Annotated in this window: 15 protein-coding genes, 1 pseudogene and 1 riboswitch; of the genes and pseudogenes, 8 read left to right on the forward strand and 8 right to left on the reverse strand. The window is 65.3% G+C overall.

The window, feature by feature from the left end; translation table 11 throughout:
- Window positions 1-33 precede the first annotated feature (33 nt).
- From ASD28_RS24105 to ASD28_RS24120, 4 genes are all read right to left on the reverse strand, one after another.
- A complete protein-coding gene (locus ASD28_RS24105; protein ID WP_056134493.1) occupies window positions 34-1,089 on the reverse strand; it encodes a GTP-binding protein in 1,056 nt (351 codons plus the stop codon).
- A 111-nt stretch (window positions 1,090-1,200) separates the two neighbouring features.
- Window positions 1,201-2,139, reverse strand: coding sequence for a tyrosine recombinase XerC (xerC, locus tag ASD28_RS24110; RefSeq protein WP_056134496.1), 939 nt, complete (start codon window positions 2,137-2,139; stop codon window positions 1,201-1,203).
- A gap of 1 nt (window position 2,140) precedes the next feature.
- Window positions 2,141-2,806 (reverse strand): DUF484 family protein, encoded by a 666-nt coding sequence (locus ASD28_RS24115; protein ID WP_056134499.1) that lies wholly within the window; start codon window positions 2,804-2,806, stop codon window positions 2,141-2,143.
- A gap of 159 nt (window positions 2,807-2,965) precedes the next feature.
- The gene (locus tag ASD28_RS24120; protein WP_056134502.1) at window positions 2,966-4,039 is read right to left on the reverse strand and encodes a porin; all 1,074 of its coding nucleotides are present in this window, start codon (window positions 4,037-4,039) and stop codon (window positions 2,966-2,968) included.
- A gap of 483 nt (window positions 4,040-4,522) precedes the next feature.
- Between ASD28_RS24120 and ASD28_RS24125 the strand changes: the two genes are divergently transcribed.
- A complete protein-coding gene (locus ASD28_RS24125; RefSeq protein WP_056134505.1) occupies window positions 4,523-6,112 on the forward strand; it encodes a tetratricopeptide repeat protein in 1,590 nt (529 codons plus the stop codon).
- 15 nt (window positions 6,113-6,127) lie between these two features.
- Here ASD28_RS24125 and dapF read toward each other — a convergent pair whose 3' ends face one another.
- The 3 genes and pseudogenes from dapF to ASD28_RS24140 form a co-directional block, all read right to left on the reverse strand.
- The gene (dapF, locus tag ASD28_RS24130) at window positions 6,128-6,991 is read right to left on the reverse strand and encodes a diaminopimelate epimerase (protein WP_056134507.1); all 864 of its coding nucleotides are present in this window, start codon (window positions 6,989-6,991) and stop codon (window positions 6,128-6,130) included.
- An 11-nt stretch (window positions 6,992-7,002) separates the two neighbouring features.
- Window positions 7,003-7,866, reverse strand: a complete 864-nt coding sequence (locus ASD28_RS24135) for a lysophospholipid acyltransferase family protein (protein WP_056134511.1) — start codon at window positions 7,864-7,866, stop codon at window positions 7,003-7,005.
- Window positions 7,863-8,741, reverse strand: a pseudogene (locus ASD28_RS24140) (lysophospholipid acyltransferase family protein); the annotation flags it as partial. The pseudogene ASD28_RS24140 and the gene ASD28_RS24135, both read right to left, overlap by 4 nt.
- Window positions 8,742-8,892: 151 nt before the next feature.
- Between ASD28_RS24140 and metK the strand changes: the two are divergent.
- The 4 genes from metK (at window position 8,893) to metF (ending at window position 12,979) form a co-directional block, all read left to right on the forward strand.
- A complete protein-coding gene (gene metK, locus ASD28_RS24145) occupies window positions 8,893-10,062 on the forward strand; it encodes a methionine adenosyltransferase (RefSeq protein ID WP_056134518.1) in 1,170 nt (389 codons plus the stop codon).
- A gap of 138 nt (window positions 10,063-10,200) precedes the next feature.
- A riboswitch (S-adenosyl-L-homocysteine riboswitch) is annotated at window positions 10,201-10,271 on the forward strand.
- Window positions 10,272-10,299: 28 nt separating this feature from the next.
- The gene (gene ahcY, locus ASD28_RS24150; protein WP_056134521.1) at window positions 10,300-11,715 is read left to right on the forward strand and encodes an adenosylhomocysteinase; all 1,416 of its coding nucleotides are present in this window, start codon (window positions 10,300-10,302) and stop codon (window positions 11,713-11,715) included.
- A 90-nt stretch (window positions 11,716-11,805) separates the two neighbouring features.
- Complete coding sequence (locus ASD28_RS24155; RefSeq protein ID WP_056134524.1) at window positions 11,806-12,159, forward strand: phage holin family protein; 354 nt, start codon at window positions 11,806-11,808, stop codon at window positions 12,157-12,159.
- Window positions 12,146-12,979: a methylenetetrahydrofolate reductase [NAD(P)H] gene (metF, locus tag ASD28_RS24160; protein ID WP_056134526.1), complete on the forward strand. Its 834-nt coding sequence runs from the start codon at window positions 12,146-12,148 to the stop codon at window positions 12,977-12,979. The genes ASD28_RS24155 and metF overlap by 14 nt, the downstream gene beginning before the upstream one ends.
- 63 nt (window positions 12,980-13,042) lie before the next feature.
- On the opposite strand, the gene ASD28_RS24165 is transcribed toward metF, so the two are convergent.
- Entirely contained in the window at window positions 13,043-13,606 is a 564-nt protein-coding gene (locus ASD28_RS24165; RefSeq protein ID WP_229412289.1) for a 5-formyltetrahydrofolate cyclo-ligase, read from the reverse strand.
- Between the two features lie 79 nt (window positions 13,607-13,685).
- Between ASD28_RS24165 and ASD28_RS24170 the strand changes: the two genes are divergently transcribed.
- The 3 genes from ASD28_RS24170 to ASD28_RS24180 are packed head-to-tail and all read left to right on the forward strand — an operon-like array spanning window position 13,686 to window position 17,428.
- A complete protein-coding gene (locus tag ASD28_RS24170) occupies window positions 13,686-15,707 on the forward strand; it encodes a lytic transglycosylase domain-containing protein (RefSeq protein ID WP_082577606.1) in 2,022 nt (673 codons plus the stop codon).
- Between the two features lie 17 nt (window positions 15,708-15,724).
- Window positions 15,725-16,690, forward strand: a complete 966-nt coding sequence (locus ASD28_RS24175; protein WP_056134531.1) for a complex I NDUFA9 subunit family protein — start codon at window positions 15,725-15,727, stop codon at window positions 16,688-16,690.
- A gap of 21 nt (window positions 16,691-16,711) precedes the next feature.
- Entirely contained in the window at window positions 16,712-17,428 is a 717-nt protein-coding gene (locus tag ASD28_RS24180) for a glutathione S-transferase family protein (RefSeq protein ID WP_056134534.1), read from the forward strand.

Consider the following 17,428-nt stretch of genomic DNA (forward strand, 5'->3'; position numbering starts at 1 on the left):
GGGTGCATGAGAGCACCATAGAACCGGGGTAGTTTATACCAAACACTGTTCCAATCCGCGAATAAAGACATCTTTCGGTAAATTTTTACCAATAAACACCATCTTGCTGCCGCGCGATTCGCCATCCGCCCACTTTGCACCGAGGTCGCTGCCCATGATTTGATGCACGCCTTGGAAGACGACCTTGCGATCCGCGCCCGCCATCGACAGCACGCCCTTGTAACGCAGCATGTTCGGACCGAATACTTGGACCATGCTGCCGAGGAATTGATCCAGACGCTCGGGGTCGAAAGCACGGTCGCTCTTGAAGACGAACGCGGCGATGTCGTCGCTGTGGTGGCCATGATGGTGGTCGTGGCTGTGGTCGCACGCTTCCGTGTGGACGTGGTCGTGGTCATGATCGTGGTCGTGATCATGGTCGTGCGCCTCTTCCGTCGTGAGGAAGGCGGGATCCAGCTCCAGCTTGTCGTTCAGGTTGAAGCCGCGCAGGTCGAGCACGTCGCTGATCGGGGCGCGGCCGAAGTCCGACGTGCTGATCGGTGCGCGCGGGTTGATGCGGCGGATGCGCGCCTTCAGTTCCTCGACGGCGGCTTTGTCCACGAGGTCCGTCTTGGACAACAGGATCTTGTCGGCGAAACCGACCTGGCGCTGGGCTTCCTCGTGGCGGTCCAACTGGTCCATGGCGTGGCGGGCATCCACGACGGTGACGACGGCGTCGAGCAGGTAGTGCGCGCCGACTTCCTCGTCGACGAAGAACGTCTGGGCCACCGGGCCCGGATTGGCGAGGCCGGTGGTCTCGATGACGACGCGGTCGAAGCTGATTTCGCCCGCTTCGCGCTTGCGTGCCAGGTTCGTCAGGGCGACGATCAGGTCGCCGCGCACGGTGCAGCAGATGCAGCCATTGTTCATTTCGACGATCTGCTCGCTCGGATCCTGCACGAGGATTTCGTTGTCGATATTTTCCTGGCCAAACTCGTTTTCGATGACGGCGATGCGCAGGCCGTGCTCTTCCTGCAGGATGCGGTTGAGCAACGTGGTTTTGCCGGCGCCGAGGAAGCCGGTCAGGATGGTGCTTGGGATCAATTCCATATGTCGCTGTCCAATGGTGGGCGCCGTTCCGGCCGCAGGGAATCGGAAGATTATGCCGGAATTTGCGAATCGTCACCAGCCGGCATGCCGTGCCTGCATGCACTGGCGCACTTACTTTCGCTTTGCGCGCGGATGGGCCCGGTCGTAGACGGCGGCGAGGTGCTGGAAGTCGAGCGACGTATAGATCTGGGTCGACGTGATGCTGGCGTGGCCCAGCAGTTCCTGCACGGCGCGCAGGTCGCCCGAGGATTGCAGCACGTGCGAGGCGAAGGAGTGGCGCAGCACGTGCGGGTGCACGTGGACCGGCATGCCGGCCTTGTGCGCATGGGCCTTCAGGCGGTATTGCACGACGCGCGGGCTGATGCGCGTGTCGCGCGCCGACAGGAACAACGCGGCGCTGCCGTCGCGCGCCGGCGGTCGCACGGCCAGCCACGCTTCCAGCGCCGCGCGCGCCGGTCCGCCGACGGGGACGCGGCGCATCTTGTTGCCCTTGCCGGTGACGACGACTTCCTGCGCTTCCAGTTCCAGCCAGCCGAGCGAGGCCGGCTGGCCATCGCGGGCGGGGACGTGGTGGACATCGAGTCCGGCCAGCTCGGATACGCGCAGGCCGCTCGAGTACAGCAGTTCGAACATGGCGCGGTCGCACAGCTCTGCGGGTTCCGGATGGCCGGACGTCGTCTTTTCCATGAGCTGGACCGCATCGTCGACGGCCAGCGCCTTCGGCAAGCGCTTGGGGCGGCGCGGCGCGCGCACGCCGTCGGCCGGGTTGGCGGCCAGCGGGCGCTGGCGCGACAGCCAGTCGAAGAAGCCGCGCCAGCCGGACAGCTTGCGCGCGATCGAGGCGGCGCTTTGCCCCTCGGCATGCAGTTTCGCCGTGACGCGGCGGATGTCGAAATGGGTCAATGCCGCCCAGTCGGCCTGGCCGGTGAGCCGGGCCAGTTCGGCCAGGTCGCGGCGGTAGGCGGCGATCGTGTGGCCGGACAGCTGGCGTTGCGTTTTCAGCTCCGCCAGGTAGCGGCCGGTCCAGTCGTCGGCGGCCGGCGTGTCCATGTCAGTCGAGCAGAGCGGCGAGCGCGGTGCTGGCCGTCTCGCCGATGTGGACGAGGAAATCCGTCGCCATCGTGGCGCTGAAGCGTTCCGGATCGGGCGAGCCGAGCACGAGCAGGCCGAAGGCGCCGCCGTTCGCGCGCAGCGGCAGCAGGACGGTCGAGCGCACGGCGTCCGCGCCGTCCAGCCAGCTGACCGCCTCGAAGTCCTTGTTCGGACCGCAGTACGGCGCGCGCAGACTGCTGGCGAACAGGCGCACGTCCTCGGAGACGCCGTTCGTGTACCACGTGTCGGCGTGCTCGGACGCCAGCTTCCACAAGCGCAGCGTGGCGTGCGGCACGATGAAATGCTTGACGAGGCCTTCGGCGACGGCGGCCGGGATCTCGCCCGGCACGCGGGTGCGCAGCAATTGCTGGGTCCAGCCATGGAAACGGTTGGCGATGGCCGCGTTTTCCTCGGCGTGCCGCACCAGCTCGGACATGCGCAGTTCCAGGGTGCGGTACTTGTCGCGCATGACTTCCATCTGGCGTTCCTGCAGCGACACCGCGCGGCCCGTAAGTGGGCTCGACAGTTTTACTTCGCCCAGCAAAGCGGCGTGCTCCACGAAGAACTGCGGGTGGTCGAGCAGGTATTGGGCGATGGCGGTGGGATCCAGTGTTGCGGCGGTCATGTGCGGCTTGCGAGATGGGTAGACGGTTCATTTTAACCGACGGCAATGGGTCGGCGCAGATTTCCTGTCTGCACTGTGCCACAAAAGCCAAGGGCGGACCTGGTTGCCCAGGTCCGCCCTTGCTTGAGCGATGCAGCGGGGTTGCCCCCGCGGCTCGGCTTAGAACGAGTGGTTCAGGCCGATGTCGTAGTGGTTGACGGTCGGGGTAGCCGAAGATGCGCCGGTCGCCTGGTTGAAGACGTTGGTCTTGCGCGATGCGTCGACGTACAGGTACGTACGCTTCGACAGGCTGTACTCGTAGCCCAGCGAGTACTGACGGGTGATCAGGTCGTGCAGGCGGACGTTTTCTTCCTGCTTCTTCAGACCGAAGCCAGCCAGCAGCTTGCCCGGGCCGACAGCGTAGGTTGCACCGATTTCAGCACCCTTGATGGTCGGACGCTGGGTGTTGGTGTGCTCCATGTTCTGGTGCGAGTAGGTACCCATCAGTTTCAGTTCCGGGGTCACCGAGAACGAACCTGCGACCGACCAGACCTTCGATTCGACGGCGTTGCGCTCGTAAGCCAGCATCGCTGCTGCCGGACCGTTGTTGTAGGTACCAGCGATCGAGAACGGGTTGGCCGAAGCCTGTGCGCCTGCAGCGTAGGTGGCAGCGCCAGCGCCGATACCGGTCACGCCGCCGCCGGTGGCTTCTTTCGATGCCCACGAAGCGTTCACCTGGAAGCCATTGGCGACCGGCGAGTTATAGAAGATCGCGTTCGAGATACGGTTGTTGTTCGGGCTGGTGCCGCCGACGTCCAGCGGAGCCGAGTTGAAGCCGGCGACCGAGATGTCGGTGTAGAAGCCGGCCTGGGTCGGCAGACCATGCCACGGTTCGAACGAACCGACGATTTCCTGGAACGGGGTCAGGCCACGGCCCAGACGGACCATACCGAAGTCACCCTGCAGACCGACGCGGGTCTGGCCCTGGAACAGCGGACGGCCGTTGTTTTCGTTGGTGCCGGTGTCCGGCTCGTAACGCATTTCAACCTGGAACAGTGCCTTCAGGCCGTTGCCCAGATCTTCGGTGCCTTTGAAGCCCAGGGTGTTCGAAGCACGCTTGCCGATGGCCAGGGTCTGGTCGGTGCGCTTGACCATGCCGACGTCGATGTTGCCGTAGATTTGAACAGCGGTTTGAGCTTGTGCCACACCGGCGAATGCGCCCAGCAGAGCGGCTGCCACGAGGGTTTTTTTCATCTTAATTTTTATCCTAAAAAGTGAATCGAAGGAATCCAGAGAGCATTGAGATTTTTATTAGTTGCTGAACACTCGGATGTGTGAACCTTAAATGCTTAATGCGTCAAGATTGTCTGATTTGTCAATTATGACTGTTGCACTTGGTCGAAAGCCAATAAATCCAATCGTGCTGTTGTATTTTCGAAACGGCCGTGTCGGGAAACCGGGTGCACCTTAAGGCTCGTTTAAGTTTCAAAACATCATCATTCTCTCCCCGTACCACGGCAGGGTTTGTGCGGGCTCAAAGGCCTTTGGAATCGTAGCCGAATCGCATCGCCGCGGCTTTAGACTCTGGCCCATCCGACGTCCATTGTTACCGCAGTGCGCGACACATGAGCTCATCAGTAGCGCAACGCAAGCGATCTTCACGTATCTTCGTGCATTGTGCTTGCGGAATTGGACTGCGTATATTTCGTAGACGTCTCTAACATCCAGAAAAGAACGATGGCAAACCGTGAAGAACTGGCGGTCATCCGCGGCGCACGTGCCGGTCGCGTCGACTCGCAACTCGCCCTGGGCCGGCTCTACCTGTTCGGCAGTGCCGGGCTGCCGAAGAGCCTGCCCACGGCCCTCCACTGGCTCGACCGTGCCGCACAGCAGGGTTGCGCTGAAGCATGGCAATTGATCGGAAACCATATTCCGGTCGATCTTGCGCGTGACAATCCGCAACCCGTTACCGGCTGGTATGAACTGGCCTACGACGGCGGGCTCGTGCGCGCCGGGCTCGTCTATGCCCAACTGGTGCTGGGCGCGCTGAACGAGGGCCAGTGCACGCCGGCCCAGCGCGCCAAGGCCTTGCGCGCGCTGGAAGACGCGGCCCGTGCCGGTTTTCCGGAGGCGCAGTGGCTGCTCGCGCGCGAGCACGGCGCGGCGCCGCCAGAGACGGACGAGCCGGTCGCCCGCGCGCCCGTGGCAAGCCCCGCGGGCCAGCGCTGGCTGCGCCAGGCGGCCGACAGCGGCGTCGGCGCCGCGCAGTTCGCCCTGCTGGAACAGGACTGGAACGCGGGCCGCTGGTCCGCCTGGCTGGAGCGGGCGCTCCCGCTGGCGCGCGCCCTGGCCGGTTCCGATGCCGCCCAGGACCACGCGGCTGCCCGCCTGGCGCCGGACGAGGTGCTGCTGCTGTCGCGCTGTGCCCGGCTCGTGGCCGCGAACGAGGCCCCGCATGACGTCGGCCAGGATGAATTGCTGCGGTTCTGGGAAATCGCCGCGGCCGAGCAGGACCGCCATGCCCAGTTCGCGCTCGGTCTGTGGTGCGCCCGCATGCGGGTGGACGGCAAGCGGATTCCCGGCAGCCATGGCGCGGCCAACTTCAAAAAGGCCGTGCGCTGGCTGACCCTGGCCGGCGAGCAGGGCCTGGCCGAAGCGTGGTATGCGCTGTCGCGTATTTATATCAAGCCGGAATTCTCTCAGCGCAATGTGCTGGAAGCGCAGAAATACCTGGAGCGCGCGGCGGAGATGGGCTATCGCGATGCCCAGCTCGAATGCGGGAACGCGGCATGGCGCGCGCGCCGCGAGAACGAGAACAACGACGTGCGCGCGCTGTTCTGGCTGCAGAAGGCGGCGGCGCAGGCTTGTCCCAAGGCCGCGGCCGCGCTGCGCAAGCTGGCGCCGCGCCAGCCCGGCGCCTGGAAGGACCTGGGTGGGCTGGCCGGGCGCGACCTGGCGGCCCACCCGCTGCTGGCCGCGCGCCTGGAACTGGCGGTGGCCTTTGGCCTGAGCCGGGCCGAGGCGCTGTTGCTGGATATTCGCGGCGCCGACCGCGGCCACTGCCTCGTGATCGACATTCGCGCCAGCTACGGCCGCAGCCGGCGCCGGCTGATCTCGGTGGAAACGGCGCAGGAGCGCCAGCTGCTCGACCGCGTGGCGCTCGTCTTCGAGAACGTCGATTGCGGTCCGGGCGGACCGGAAGGGAATTACCGCCAGCGCCTGTACCGGTTGCGCAGCCTGTTGCCGGAGATGGCGAGCGTGGAGTCCGGGACGGAAGAACCGGAAGATTCCCCGGCGCCGGATGGCGACTACTCGCTGGCCGCCTGACTCAAATTTCCTTACTCAGAGCTCGATTTCCCCTTCGAACACGGTCTCGGCAGGACCGCTCATATAGACAGGCTGGCCTTCGCCGGCCCAGTTGATGGTCAGCTTGCCGCCGCGGGCCTGGACTTGCACGGGCGAATCCAGCAGGCCGCGCCGGATGCCGGCCACGACGGCGGCGCAGGCGCCCGTGCCGCAGGCCAGCGTCTCGCCGGCGCCGCGTTCGTAGACGCGCAGCTTCACATGGCCGCGGTCCACGATCTGCAGGAAGCCGGCGTTCACGCGGCGCGGAAAGCGCGGGTGGTGCTCGATCTGCGGGCCCGTTTCCAGGACGGGGGCCGCATCGACGTCGGCGACGACCTGCACCGCGTGCGGGTTGCCCATCGACACCGTCGACACGAGCACGGTCTGTTCCTGGCCCTTGTTCGAGACGGTGAGCGGCCACAGCGTGTCGCGGCCTTCGGCGATGCCTTCCAGGCCGGCCGCATCGAACGGGACCCGGCCCGGCTCCAGGATCGGGGCGCCCATGTCCACCGTGATGCTGCCGTCGTCTTCCAGGCGCGGGGTGATGATGCCGCTCATCGTTTCGACGCGGATGCTGCGCTTGTCGGTCAGCCCCTTGTCGCTGACGAAGCGGACGAAGGCGCGCGAGCCGTTGCCGCATTGCTCGACCTCGCCGCCGTCATTGTTATAGATGCGGTAGCGGAAATCGCTGCCTTCCGTGACCGGGCGCTCGACGATCAGGATCTGGTCGGCCCCGACGCCGAAGCGGCGGTCGGCCAGGCGGCGCCATTGTTCCGGACCGAGGTCGAGTTGCTGGTTGATCGCGTCGATGACGACGAAATCGTTGCCGGCGCCGTGCATCTTGGTGAACTTGAGTTTCATGGTATCTGTCATTAATCGTAGAACGAGGGCTCGCCGGGCGGCCGGGTCTTGAAGCGCTTGTGGGTCCAGAAGTACTCGGCCGGATGTTCGCGCACGCGGTCCTCGATGAAGGCGTTCATGCGACGCGTGGCGGCGATGATGTCGTCGCCGGGGAAATCTTCCCATGCAGGATAGAACTCTACCCGGTATCCCTTGTAGTTGGGCAGGAAAGTGGCGACGACCGGGATGACTTTTGCGCCGGTCGCGCCCGCCAGCCGGCCCATCGCCGTCAACGTGGCGGCCGGGATGCCGAAGAACGGCACGAAGGTCGCATCCTTCTCGCCGAAGTCCATGTCCGGCAGCATGAAGTAGGGGAGGCCTTCGCGCAGCGCGCGGATGATCGGCTTGATGCCGTCGGTGCGCGTGAACAGGCGCACCGGGCCGTAACGTTCGCGGCCATAACGCAACAAATCGTCGAACGCCTTGTTCTTTTGCGGCGAATACATCGTCGACAGCGGCACCACGCGCGACGCCACGCCGGCCACGTCCAGGCACACGAAGTGCGGGCAGAACAAGATGGTCGGGCCGCTTTCCAGCTGCGCTTTCGGCACCTCCGGCACGATCTCGATCAGGCCGTGGATGCGTTCGAACGGCGCCCACCAGATCAGCGAGCGCTCCAGGATGCTGCGCGAATAGGCCATGAAATGGCGCTTGGCGATATCGACCCGCTCCGCTTCGCCCAGTTCCGGCATGCACAGGCGCAGGTTGACCAGCGCGATCTTGCGGCGCTTGGGAATCGCGTAATACATCAGCCAGCCGACGGCGTTGCCGATGCGGCCGAGGACAGGCAGCGGCAGGAAGTGCAGCAGCCACAACAGGAAAATCAGGAACCTCATGCGACGGTCTCGGGGTGCGGTGCTTCGACGCCTTGCGGCTTCTTGTAGCGGTTATAACTCCAGAAATACTGGGCGGGGCAGTAGGCGATGAGCTTTTCCATCTGGCGGTTGATGGCGGCGGCCTGCTGGGCCGCGTCGCCGTCGAGCGACCCTTCGAAGGGGACGAAGCGGATGGCGAAGCCGCGGCCGCGCGGCAGGCGTTCCGCGTACACGGTCAGGATGTCGGCCTTGCCCAGCTGGGCCAGCTTGGCGGGCAGGGTCATCGTGTAGGCGTCGCGGCCGAAGAACGGCGCCCACACGCCTTCGCCTTCCTGCGGGACCTGGTCCGGCAGCACGCCGACGGGCTGGCCGCCCCGCAGCGCCTTGACGAGCATGCGCACGCCGGCCAGGTTGGCGGGCGCCAGGTGCATGTGCTGGCGCTCGCGGGCGCCTTCGACGAGCGGCTTCAGGGCGCTCTGGCGCGGCGGGCGGTACATGACCGTCAGTTCGACGCGCAGCGAGACCTGCTGGGCGGTCAGTTCGAAGCAGCCCAGGTGCGGCGTGAGGAAGACGATGCCGCGGCCGGCGTCGAGCTGGCGCTGCACCAGTTCCCAGTTTTCCATGGTGACGTGGCGGGTGACGCGCTCCTGCGGCGCGCACCAGACGAACGGCAGCTCGGCGATGGCCTTGCCGGATTCGGCGATCGCGGCGCGCAGATGGCCGCCATAGCCGGCCTGTTCGAGGTTTTCGCGCAGGCGCCGGCGGTGCGACGGCGAGAGCAGATAGACGATCCAGCCGAGCGCGGCGCCGAGCGCATGCAGGGCGCGCAGCGGCAAAAACGACAGGATTCGAAACAAAAGGACAAGCATTATTGATTTAGGGTAGAGAACCGACGGGTTGCTGTGCCAGAATTTTTGGAGGAGCGTAAAATACCACTTTGTAGCATCCGCGGAGTTAATGACAACTTGCGAAGCGGAATATAAATCTCGCTAAAGCGTCGCAGGCCTTGGTGCTGCGGCAATTTTTACAACAGTATCAGGAGCCTTAATGTCTTCCAACGACTACCTCTTCACTTCCGAGTCCGTCTCTGAAGGCCACCCGGACAAAGTCGCCGACCAGATTTCCGACGCCATCCTCGACGCCATCCTGGAACAGGATCCGCGCGCGCGCGTGGCTGCCGAGACCCTGTGCAACACGGGTCTGGTCGTCCTGGCCGGTGAAATCACGACGCACGCAAACGTCGATTATATTCAAGTTGCACGCAATACCATCAAGCGCATCGGTTACGACAACACCGACTTCGGCATCGACTATAAAGGTTGCGCCGTGCTGGTCGCCTACGACAAGCAATCGCCGGACATCGCCCAGGGCGTGGACGAAGGCGCCGGTCTCGACCTCGACCAGGGTGCGGGCGACCAGGGCCTGATGTTCGGCTACGCGTGCGACGAGACGCCGGAACTGATGCCGGCCGCGATTTATTATGCGCACCGCCTCGTCGAGCGCCAGTCGCAGCTGCGCAAGGACGGCCGCCTGCCGTGGCTGCGTCCGGACGCCAAGTCCCAGGTCACGCTGCGCTACGTCAACGGCCGCCCGGTGTCCGTGAACACCGTCGTGCTGTCGACCCAGCACGCGCCGGAAGTCAGCCACAGCCAGATCGAGGAAGCGGTGATCGAGGAGATCATCAAGCCGGTGCTGCCGCGCGAATGGCTGCAGGACACCCGTTACCTGGTCAACCCGACCGGCCGCTTCGTCATCGGCGGCCCGCAGGGCGACTGCGGCCTGACCGGCCGCAAGATCATCGTCGACACCTACGGCGGTGCCGCACCGCACGGCGGCGGCGCGTTCTCCGGCAAGGACCCGTCCAAGGTCGACCGCTCGGCCGCCTACGCTGCCCGCTACGTCGCCAAGAACGTCGTGGCCGCCGGCCTGGCGCGCCAGTGCCAGGTGCAGGTCAGCTACGCGATCGGCGTGGCCCGTCCGATCAACATCACGGTCTACACGGAAGGCACGGGCGTCATTTCGGACGAGAAGATCGCCGAACTGGTGATGGAACACTTCGACCTGCGTCCGAAAGGCATCGTGCAGATGCTCGACCTGCTGCGCCCGATCTACACCAAGTCGGCCGCCTACGGCCACTTCGGCCGCGAAGAGCCGGAATTCACGTGGGAGCGCACCGACAAGGCCGCGCTGCTGCGCGCCGAAGCCGGTCTCGCGTAAAAACCACCAAATTGGACCCCTGCCTTCGCAGGGGCGACGGCTCAAATAAGTGTTGCTTTATGCACGTCGTCCCCGCGGAGGCGTGATGATGCCCCCGGCACCATCACCCCAGGTTCGCCGCACCGTGATAAACTAACGAATTCCGAGGAGCGTTGCGACGAGATTCCCCATCTCGCCAGGCTCGGATATCAACACCGCGCTCACGTTACTTTTTTCTTAACTTGAAAGGAGGGCGTGATGAGCGCCGTACTCAAAGACACCACCCAGGACTACCTCGTTGCCGACATCGGCCTCGCCTCGTGGGGCGAGAAGGAAATCCGCATCGCCGAAACCGAAATGCCCGGCCTGATGGCCATCCGCGACGAATACGCGGCCGCCCAGCCCCTGAAGGGCGCGCGCATTGCCGGTTCGCTGCACATGACCATCCAGACCGCCGTGCTGATCCGCACGCTGGAAGCCCTCGGCGCGCAAGTGCGCTGGGCCTCGTGCAACATCTACTCGACGCAGGACCACGCCGCCGCCGCCATCGCCTCGGTCGGCACGCCCGTGTTCGCCGTCAAGGGCGAGACGCTGGACGAGTACTGGGACTACACCCACCGCATCTTCGAATGGGGCGATGACGTCTACGCCAACATGATCCTGGACGACGGCGGCGACGCCACGCTGCTGCTGCACCTGGGCGTGCGCGCGGAGAAGGACATCTCGGTGCTGGACAAGCCGGGTTCGGAAGAAGAAATCTGCCTGTTCAACGCCATCAAGGGCCGCCTGGCCATCGATCCGCAGTGGTACTCGAAGCGCCTGCCGGAAATCAAGGGCGTGACGGAAGAGACCACCACCGGCGTCCACCGCCTGTACCAGATGCACGCGGACGGCAAGCTGGCGTTCCCGGCCATCAACGTCAACGATTCCGTGACGAAATCGAAGTTCGACAACCTGTACGGCTGCCGCGAATCGCTGGTCGACGGCATCAAGCGCGCGACGGACGTGATGGTCGCCGGCAAGGTCGCCGTCGTGGCCGGTTATGGTGACGTCGGCAAGGGTTCGGCCCAGGCGCTGCGCGCGCTGTCGGCCCAGGTCTGGGTCACCGAGATCGACCCGATCTGCGCACTGCAGGCCGCAATGGAAGGCTACCGCGTCGTGACGATGGACGAGGCTGCCGAACACGGCGACATCTTCGTCACCTGCACGGGCAACTACCACGTGATCACCGAGCAGCACATGCTGCGCATGAAGGACCAGGCGATCGTCTGCAACATCGGCCACTTCGACAACGAAATCGAAGTCGCCGCGCTGCGCAAGTACGAGTGGGAAAACATCAAGCCGCAGGTCGACCACATCATCTTCCCGTCTGGCCGCCGCATCATCCTGCTGGCCGAAGGCCGCCTCGTGAACCTGGGCTGCGGCACGGGTCATCCGTCGTACGTGATGAGCTCGTCGTTCGCGAACCAGACCATCGCCCAGATCGAACTGTTCACCAATACCGCCGCCTACCCGGTCGGCGTGTACACGCTGCCGAAGAAGCTGGACGAAAAAGTCGCCCGCCTGCAGCTGAAAAAGCTCAACGCCCAGCTGACCGAGCTGACCGAAGAGCAAGCCGCCTACATTTCGGTGAGCAAGGAAGGCCCGTACAAGCCGGAACATTACCGTTATTGATCTGGTAAGCTCTTCCGTGAACTGATGCGCCTCCGCCGGATTCCATCGTCGGCGGAGGTGTGCTGGACAACCTCTCACGAAAGACACAACATGCGCCTGCTCCTGACCTGGCTGATCAATGCGGCAACCCTGATGGCCTTGCCTTACCTGATGCACTCGGTATCGGTCGACAACGTCGGCACCGCCCTCGTGGCGGCCCTCGTCCTGGGCCTCGTGAATACGATCATCCGTCCCTTGCTCGTCGTGCTGACGTTGCCCGTGACGGTCGTGTCGCTCGGCCTGTTCATCCTGGTGATCAACGCACTGCTGTTCTGGCTGGTCGCTCACCTCGTCGGGGGCTTCCACGTGGCGGGGTTCTGGTCCGCGTTCCTCGCGGCGATCCTGTACAGTGTCATTTCGTGGGCGCTTTCTACCTTACTACTCAACAAAGATGGAAACCCCTAACATCAGTATCGAGTTTTTCCCGCCCAAGACGCCCGAGGGCGCGGAGAAACTGCGCGTGGCCCGGCAGAAGCTGGCCGAGCTGAATCCGAAATATTTCTCCGTGACGTTCGGCGCCGGCGGCAGCACGCAGCACGGCACGCTGTCCACCGTCCTCGAGATCCTGGCCGCGGGCCACGACGCCGCACCGCACCTGTCGTGCGTGGGCGGCACGCGCGAATCGATCCGCGCGATCCTGCAGGAATTCAAGGACAAGGGCATCCGCCGTCTCGTGGCGCTGCGCGGCGACTTGCCGAGCGGTTATGGCGGCGCGGGCGAACTGCGTTATGCCAGCGACCTCGTCGAGTTCATCCGCCAGGAAACGGGCGACTGGTTCCACATCGAGGTGGCCGCGTATCCGGAAATGCACCCGCAGGCCAAGTCGCCGCAGGACGACCTGCAAGCCTTCGCCCGCAAGGTGCAGGCCGGCGCGAATGCCGCGATCACGCAGTATTTCTACAATCCGGACGCGTACTTCCAGTTCGTCGACAATGCCCGCAAACTGGGTGTGGACGTGCCCATCGTGGCCGGCATCATGCCGATCACGAACTACACGCAGCTGATGCGTTTCTCCGACATGTGCGGCGCCGAGATTCCGCGCTGGATCCGTCTGAAGCTGGCCAGCTTCGGCGACGATTCCGCGTCGATCAAGGCGTTCGGCCTCGACGTCGTCAGCGGCCTGTGCGAGAAACTGCTCGCCGGCGGCGCGCCCGGCCTGCACTTCTACAGCATGAACCAGGCGGCGGCCACGACCGCGATCTGGCAGCGCATCACGGCCGCCTGATCCGGCGTCATCCTCACGAATGCCCGTGCGACCGGAAGGCCGCGCGGGCATTTTTTTCAGGCATCAGTTGACGTGGGTGATTTCCGTCACGATCACGTCCAGCGGCACGTCGTGCGGCGCATGCGAGAACTGGGCTTCCTGGTTACTGTAGGCAATGCCCAACGTGTGCGGGCGCGGCGGCTGTTCCAGCGTGCGGTCATAATAACCGCCGCCATAGCCGAGGCGGTACCCATCGGCATTGAAGCCGAGGCAGGGGATCAGCAGGGCCGGCGGGCGCTCGATGAAGCGCAGCTGGGCCGGGACCTGCACGCCGGCTTCGTCCGGCAACATGGCTTCGCCGGGCGTCCATTCCGTGAACGTCAGCGGCGCATCGCGTTCCATCACGACGGGCAGCGCCAGGCGCACGCCCGCCTGGTGCAATTCCGCGTACGCCGCGCGCAGGTCGGGCTCGCCGGCCAGCGGCCAGTACACACCGATGACACTTACCTGGCGCAATCTCCACCAGGCGACCACCTGCGCGCCGATATGTGCATCCCACTGGACCTTGATTGCGGGATCAAGCCCCCCACGTGCAGTCCTGAGCGCCTTGCGCAATGCCGTTTTTGCCGTCTGTTTCTCGTCCGCCACGCTCGGGCTCGAGGGGCATGGTATTCTTGAATCGCCGGTCATGGATGAAATGAAGCCTACATTGAATATTGCATTATCGATGTCGCAGACACTGTTAGCCGGCGCCGTCGTGGCCGCTTCCAGCCTGCTCTTCCTCGCGTCGTCTGCTGCCGCGGCCCAGGCCGTGTCGCCAGGGACGACACTCCCCGCACCCGCTGCGCCCACCGCGGTGCCTGCGCCGGTCGTCGCGCCCGGACCGCAGGCCGACGCCAGCCGCGAGCAGGACGAACTCTTCGCGCAACTGCGCGACGCTGCCCGCAAGAACGATGCCGACAAAGCGGCGGCGCTGGCGGCCCGGCTGCCGGATTACGCGATTCCGTCGTACGTCGACTATTATCGGCTCAAACCGCGGCTGCGCGATGCTTCCAACGAGGAAATCCTGGATTTCCTGAAACGTTACGAGGGCAGCGCCATCGCCGACCGCCTGCGCAACGACTGGCTGCTGGAACTCGGCCGTAAGCGCGACTGGGTCAACTTCGACCGCGAGCTGCCCCTGTTCGTCAAGAAAGACGATTACCAGGTCAAGTGCTACGCCTTGCTGTCGCGCGCATCGAAGGGACAAAACGTGGCGGCCGAGGCACGCGTGCTGCTCGACAATCCGCCGATGTACGGCGAAGCCTGCGCCGCGCTCGTCAACCAGCTCGTCCAGTCCGGCCAGTTCACGAACAATGATTTGCTGGCGCAATTGCGCCTGGCCGGCGAGATGCATGCGACGGGGCCGTCGCGCCGCACGGCGCTGCTGCTGGGTGCGTCCGACACTCGCGCCGCGCAGGCCGTCGACCTGCCGGCCGTGGCGATGGCGCGCGGCATCGGCAGCACGCGCGCCGACCATGAGATCTACCTCGTCGCCATCGGCCGCATGGCGCGCACGAGCCTGAAACTGGCGACGGTGGCGCTCAACAAAAACGCATCGAAACTGTCGGCCGAGGAAAGGGCGATCGGCTGGGCGAACATCGCGCTGGCCGCGTCGCTGACCTTGGCGCCCGAAGCGTACGACGACTGGAAGAAGGCGGAAGGGGCGCCGCTGACGTGGAACCAGCTGGAGTGGAAGACGCGCATCGCGCTGCGCCGCGGCGACTGGAAGACGGTGCGTGCGACGATCGAGGCGATGCCGCCGCAGCAGCATGACGAGCCCGCCTGGACGTACTGGCTGGGCCGCGCGCTGCAGGCAGAAGGCCGGCGCGAGGATGCGCAGGCCTTGTACCGCGGCATCGCCGACCAGAACAGTTTCTATGGCCAGCTGGCGATGGAAGAGCTGGGCATGCAGATCAGCATCCCGCCCAGCGCCGCGCCGCCCACGCCGGCCGAGCTGGCGCAGGTGGCCACGAACCCCGGCTTCAAGCGCGCCTTGAAATTCTTTTCGATGCGCATGCGTTTCGAAGGCACGCGCGAATGGAATTGGGCGCTCACCGGATTCACGGAACGGCAATTGCTCGCCGCCGCCGAATTCGCGCGCCAGAACGATATCCTCGACCGCATGCTGTCCACGTCCGAACGCACGCGCACCGAGTTCGACTACACGCAGCGCTTCCCGGCGCCGCACAACGACATCCTGCATCCGACGGCGCAGGGCCTCGGCCTGGACCAGGCCTGGGTCTATGGCCTGATCCGCCAGGAATCGCGTTTCGTCTCCGATGCGCAGTCGGGCGTGGGCGCGTCCGGGCTGATGCAGGTGATGCCGTCGACCGGTAAATGGGTGGCGGAAAAGATCGGGCTGACGGACTACGGCCACGGCATGCTCAGCGATATCCGGACGAATATCGTGCTCGGCACCAATTACCTGAACATGGTGCTGAACAGTGCGGAAGGCTCGCAGGTGCTGGCGACGGCCGCGTACAACGCCGGACCGGGGCGCGCACGCACGTGGCGCGGGCTGTTGACGGCGCCGATGGAAGGGGCCGTGTTCGTGGAGTCGATCCCGTTCGAGGAAACGCGAACCTACGTGCGCAACGTGATGTCGAACGCGACGAACTATGCCGCGCTGTTCGACAAGCGTCCGCAATCGCTCAAGGCGCGCCTGGGTACGATCACGCCGCGCGGCGGAGGCATCGGCCTTCCTTAATCCATCAGGAGACGAGCATGCACGCGCAATCGGTCGTTCTGTTCGGCGGGACGGGATTCATCGGCAGTCACCTGGCGGCCAGGCTGTCCGAGCACGCCATCGACATCGTCGTGCCCACGCGGCACGAAAGCCACGCGATGCACCTGATGCCGCTGGGCGTCGACATCGTGCAGGCGGATCCTTACGACGACACGGCGCTCCGCAAGCTCGTGGCCGGGCGCGATGCCGTCATCAACCTGGTCGGCATCCTGCACTCGCGCCGCGGCAACCCGTACGGGCCGGATTTTCGCCGGGCCCACGTCGATTTGCCGCATCGCATCGCCGCCGCCTGCGCGCTCGAGGGCGTGCCGCGCTACTTGCACATGAGCGCGCTGGGGGCCGACCGCAACGGCCCGTCGATGTACCAGCGCTCGAAGGCCGACGGCGAGGCGGCCGCGGCGAGCCAGCCCAGCGTCGCGGCGACGATCTTCCGGCCATCCGTCGTGTTCGGCCCGGAAGATAAATTTCTCAATATGTTCGCGCGCCTACAGCGCCACCTGCCCGTCGTCCCGCTCGCCTGCGCGCATGCGCGCTTCCAGCCCGTGTACGTGGGCGACGTGGCCGAGGCGTTCGTGCGCGCGCTGCTCGATCCGCACACGGCCGGCCTCACCTATGAACTGGGCGGGCCGCAAGTCTACGAGCTGGGCGACCTGGTGCGGCTGGCGGGGCGCTATGCGGGGCACGAGCGCAAGGTGATCGCCTTGCCGGATGCGCTCGCGCGGCTGCAGGCGATGTTGTTCGAGCTGCTGCCGGGCGAGCCCGTCATCACGCGCGACAACCTCGATTCGATGAAGGTCGACAATGTGCTCCAGCCGTCCGGGGACAATAAAGTCTTGACAACAGCGGCGCTGGGAATCAAGCTCACGGCGCTCGAGGCCGTCGCGCCGCAGTACCTGGCGCCCCCCGGCGGACTCGACGTCCTGCGCGCCCGTGCCGGGCGCTGACCTCAACGATCACGCCACACCATGCAGACTCTCGAACTCGACCCGACATTGACGCAGACCCTCGACAACGCACGCCAGGCCGGCCTGACCCTGGTCATCGGCAACAAGAATTACTCTTCGTGGTCGATGCGGCCCTGGGTGGCCGCCGTCGCCGCCGGTATCCCGTTCACGGAAGTGCGCGTCCTGCTCGACAAGGCGGACACGGCCACCAACATCGCCCAGTACTCGGCGTCCGGCCGCGTCCCGGTGCTGCTGGCCGGCGAAATGACGATCTGGGACAGTCTCGCCATCTGCGAATACCTGGCCGAGCAATTCCCTGAGAAGCATCTGTGGCCGCAAGACGTGGCCGCCCGCGCGCTGGCCCGTTCCGTCGTGGCCGAGATGCATTCCGGCTTCGGCGACCTGCGCACCGCGATGACGATGAACATCAAGGCGCGCCTGCCGGGCCGCGGCCGCACGCCGGGCGCCCAGGCCGACATCGGCCGCATCTGCGAGATCTGGGAAGAGTGCCTGTCCCGCTTCGGCCACCACAACTTCCTGTTCGGCGATTTCTCCGTCGCCGACGCGTTCTTCGCGCCCGTCGTCACGCGCTTCCAGACCTATGGCGTGGCGCTGGCGCCCGCGCTGCAGGCCTATTGCAAGCGCGTGCTCGCGCACCCGGCCGTCGCGCGCTGGGTCGAGGAGGCGATGGCCGAAACGGAAATCGCCGGCCTGCACGAAGACGAGTTGCCGGACTGA

Source organism: Massilia sp. Root133 (genome assembly GCF_001426525.1).
Classification (GTDB): domain Bacteria; phylum Pseudomonadota; class Gammaproteobacteria; order Burkholderiales; family Burkholderiaceae_D; genus Telluria; species Telluria orientalis.

Coding starts and splice junctions, on each gene's coding strand:
- ASD28_RS24105 (WP_056134493.1), bottom strand. CDS start 1,089: ATGGAATTGATCCCAAGCACCATCCTGACCGGCTTCCTCGGCGCCGGC.
- xerC (WP_056134496.1), bottom strand. CDS start 2,139: ATGGACACGCCGGCCGCCGACGACTGGACCGGCCGCTACCTGGCGGAG.
- ASD28_RS24115 (WP_056134499.1), bottom strand. CDS start 2,806: ATGACCGCCGCAACACTGGATCCCACCGCCATCGCCCAATACCTGCTC.
- ASD28_RS24120 (WP_056134502.1), bottom strand. CDS start 4,039: ATGAAAAAAACCCTCGTGGCAGCCGCTCTGCTGGGCGCATTCGCCGGT.
- ASD28_RS24125 (WP_056134505.1), top strand. CDS start 4,523: ATGGCAAACCGTGAAGAACTGGCGGTCATCCGCGGCGCACGTGCCGGT.
- dapF (WP_056134507.1), bottom strand. CDS start 6,991: ATGAAACTCAAGTTCACCAAGATGCACGGCGCCGGCAACGATTTCGTC.
- ASD28_RS24135 (WP_056134511.1), bottom strand. CDS start 7,866: ATGAGGTTCCTGATTTTCCTGTTGTGGCTGCTGCACTTCCTGCCGCTG.
- metK (WP_056134518.1), top strand. CDS start 8,893: ATGTCTTCCAACGACTACCTCTTCACTTCCGAGTCCGTCTCTGAAGGC.
- ahcY (WP_056134521.1), top strand. CDS start 10,300: ATGAGCGCCGTACTCAAAGACACCACCCAGGACTACCTCGTTGCCGAC.
- ASD28_RS24155 (WP_056134524.1), top strand. CDS start 11,806: ATGCGCCTGCTCCTGACCTGGCTGATCAATGCGGCAACCCTGATGGCC.
- metF (WP_056134526.1), top strand. CDS start 12,146: ATGGAAACCCCTAACATCAGTATCGAGTTTTTCCCGCCCAAGACGCCC.
- ASD28_RS24170 (WP_082577606.1), top strand. CDS start 13,686: ATGTCGCAGACACTGTTAGCCGGCGCCGTCGTGGCCGCTTCCAGCCTG.
- ASD28_RS24175 (WP_056134531.1), top strand. CDS start 15,725: ATGCACGCGCAATCGGTCGTTCTGTTCGGCGGGACGGGATTCATCGGC.
- ASD28_RS24180 (WP_056134534.1), top strand. CDS start 16,712: ATGCAGACTCTCGAACTCGACCCGACATTGACGCAGACCCTCGACAAC.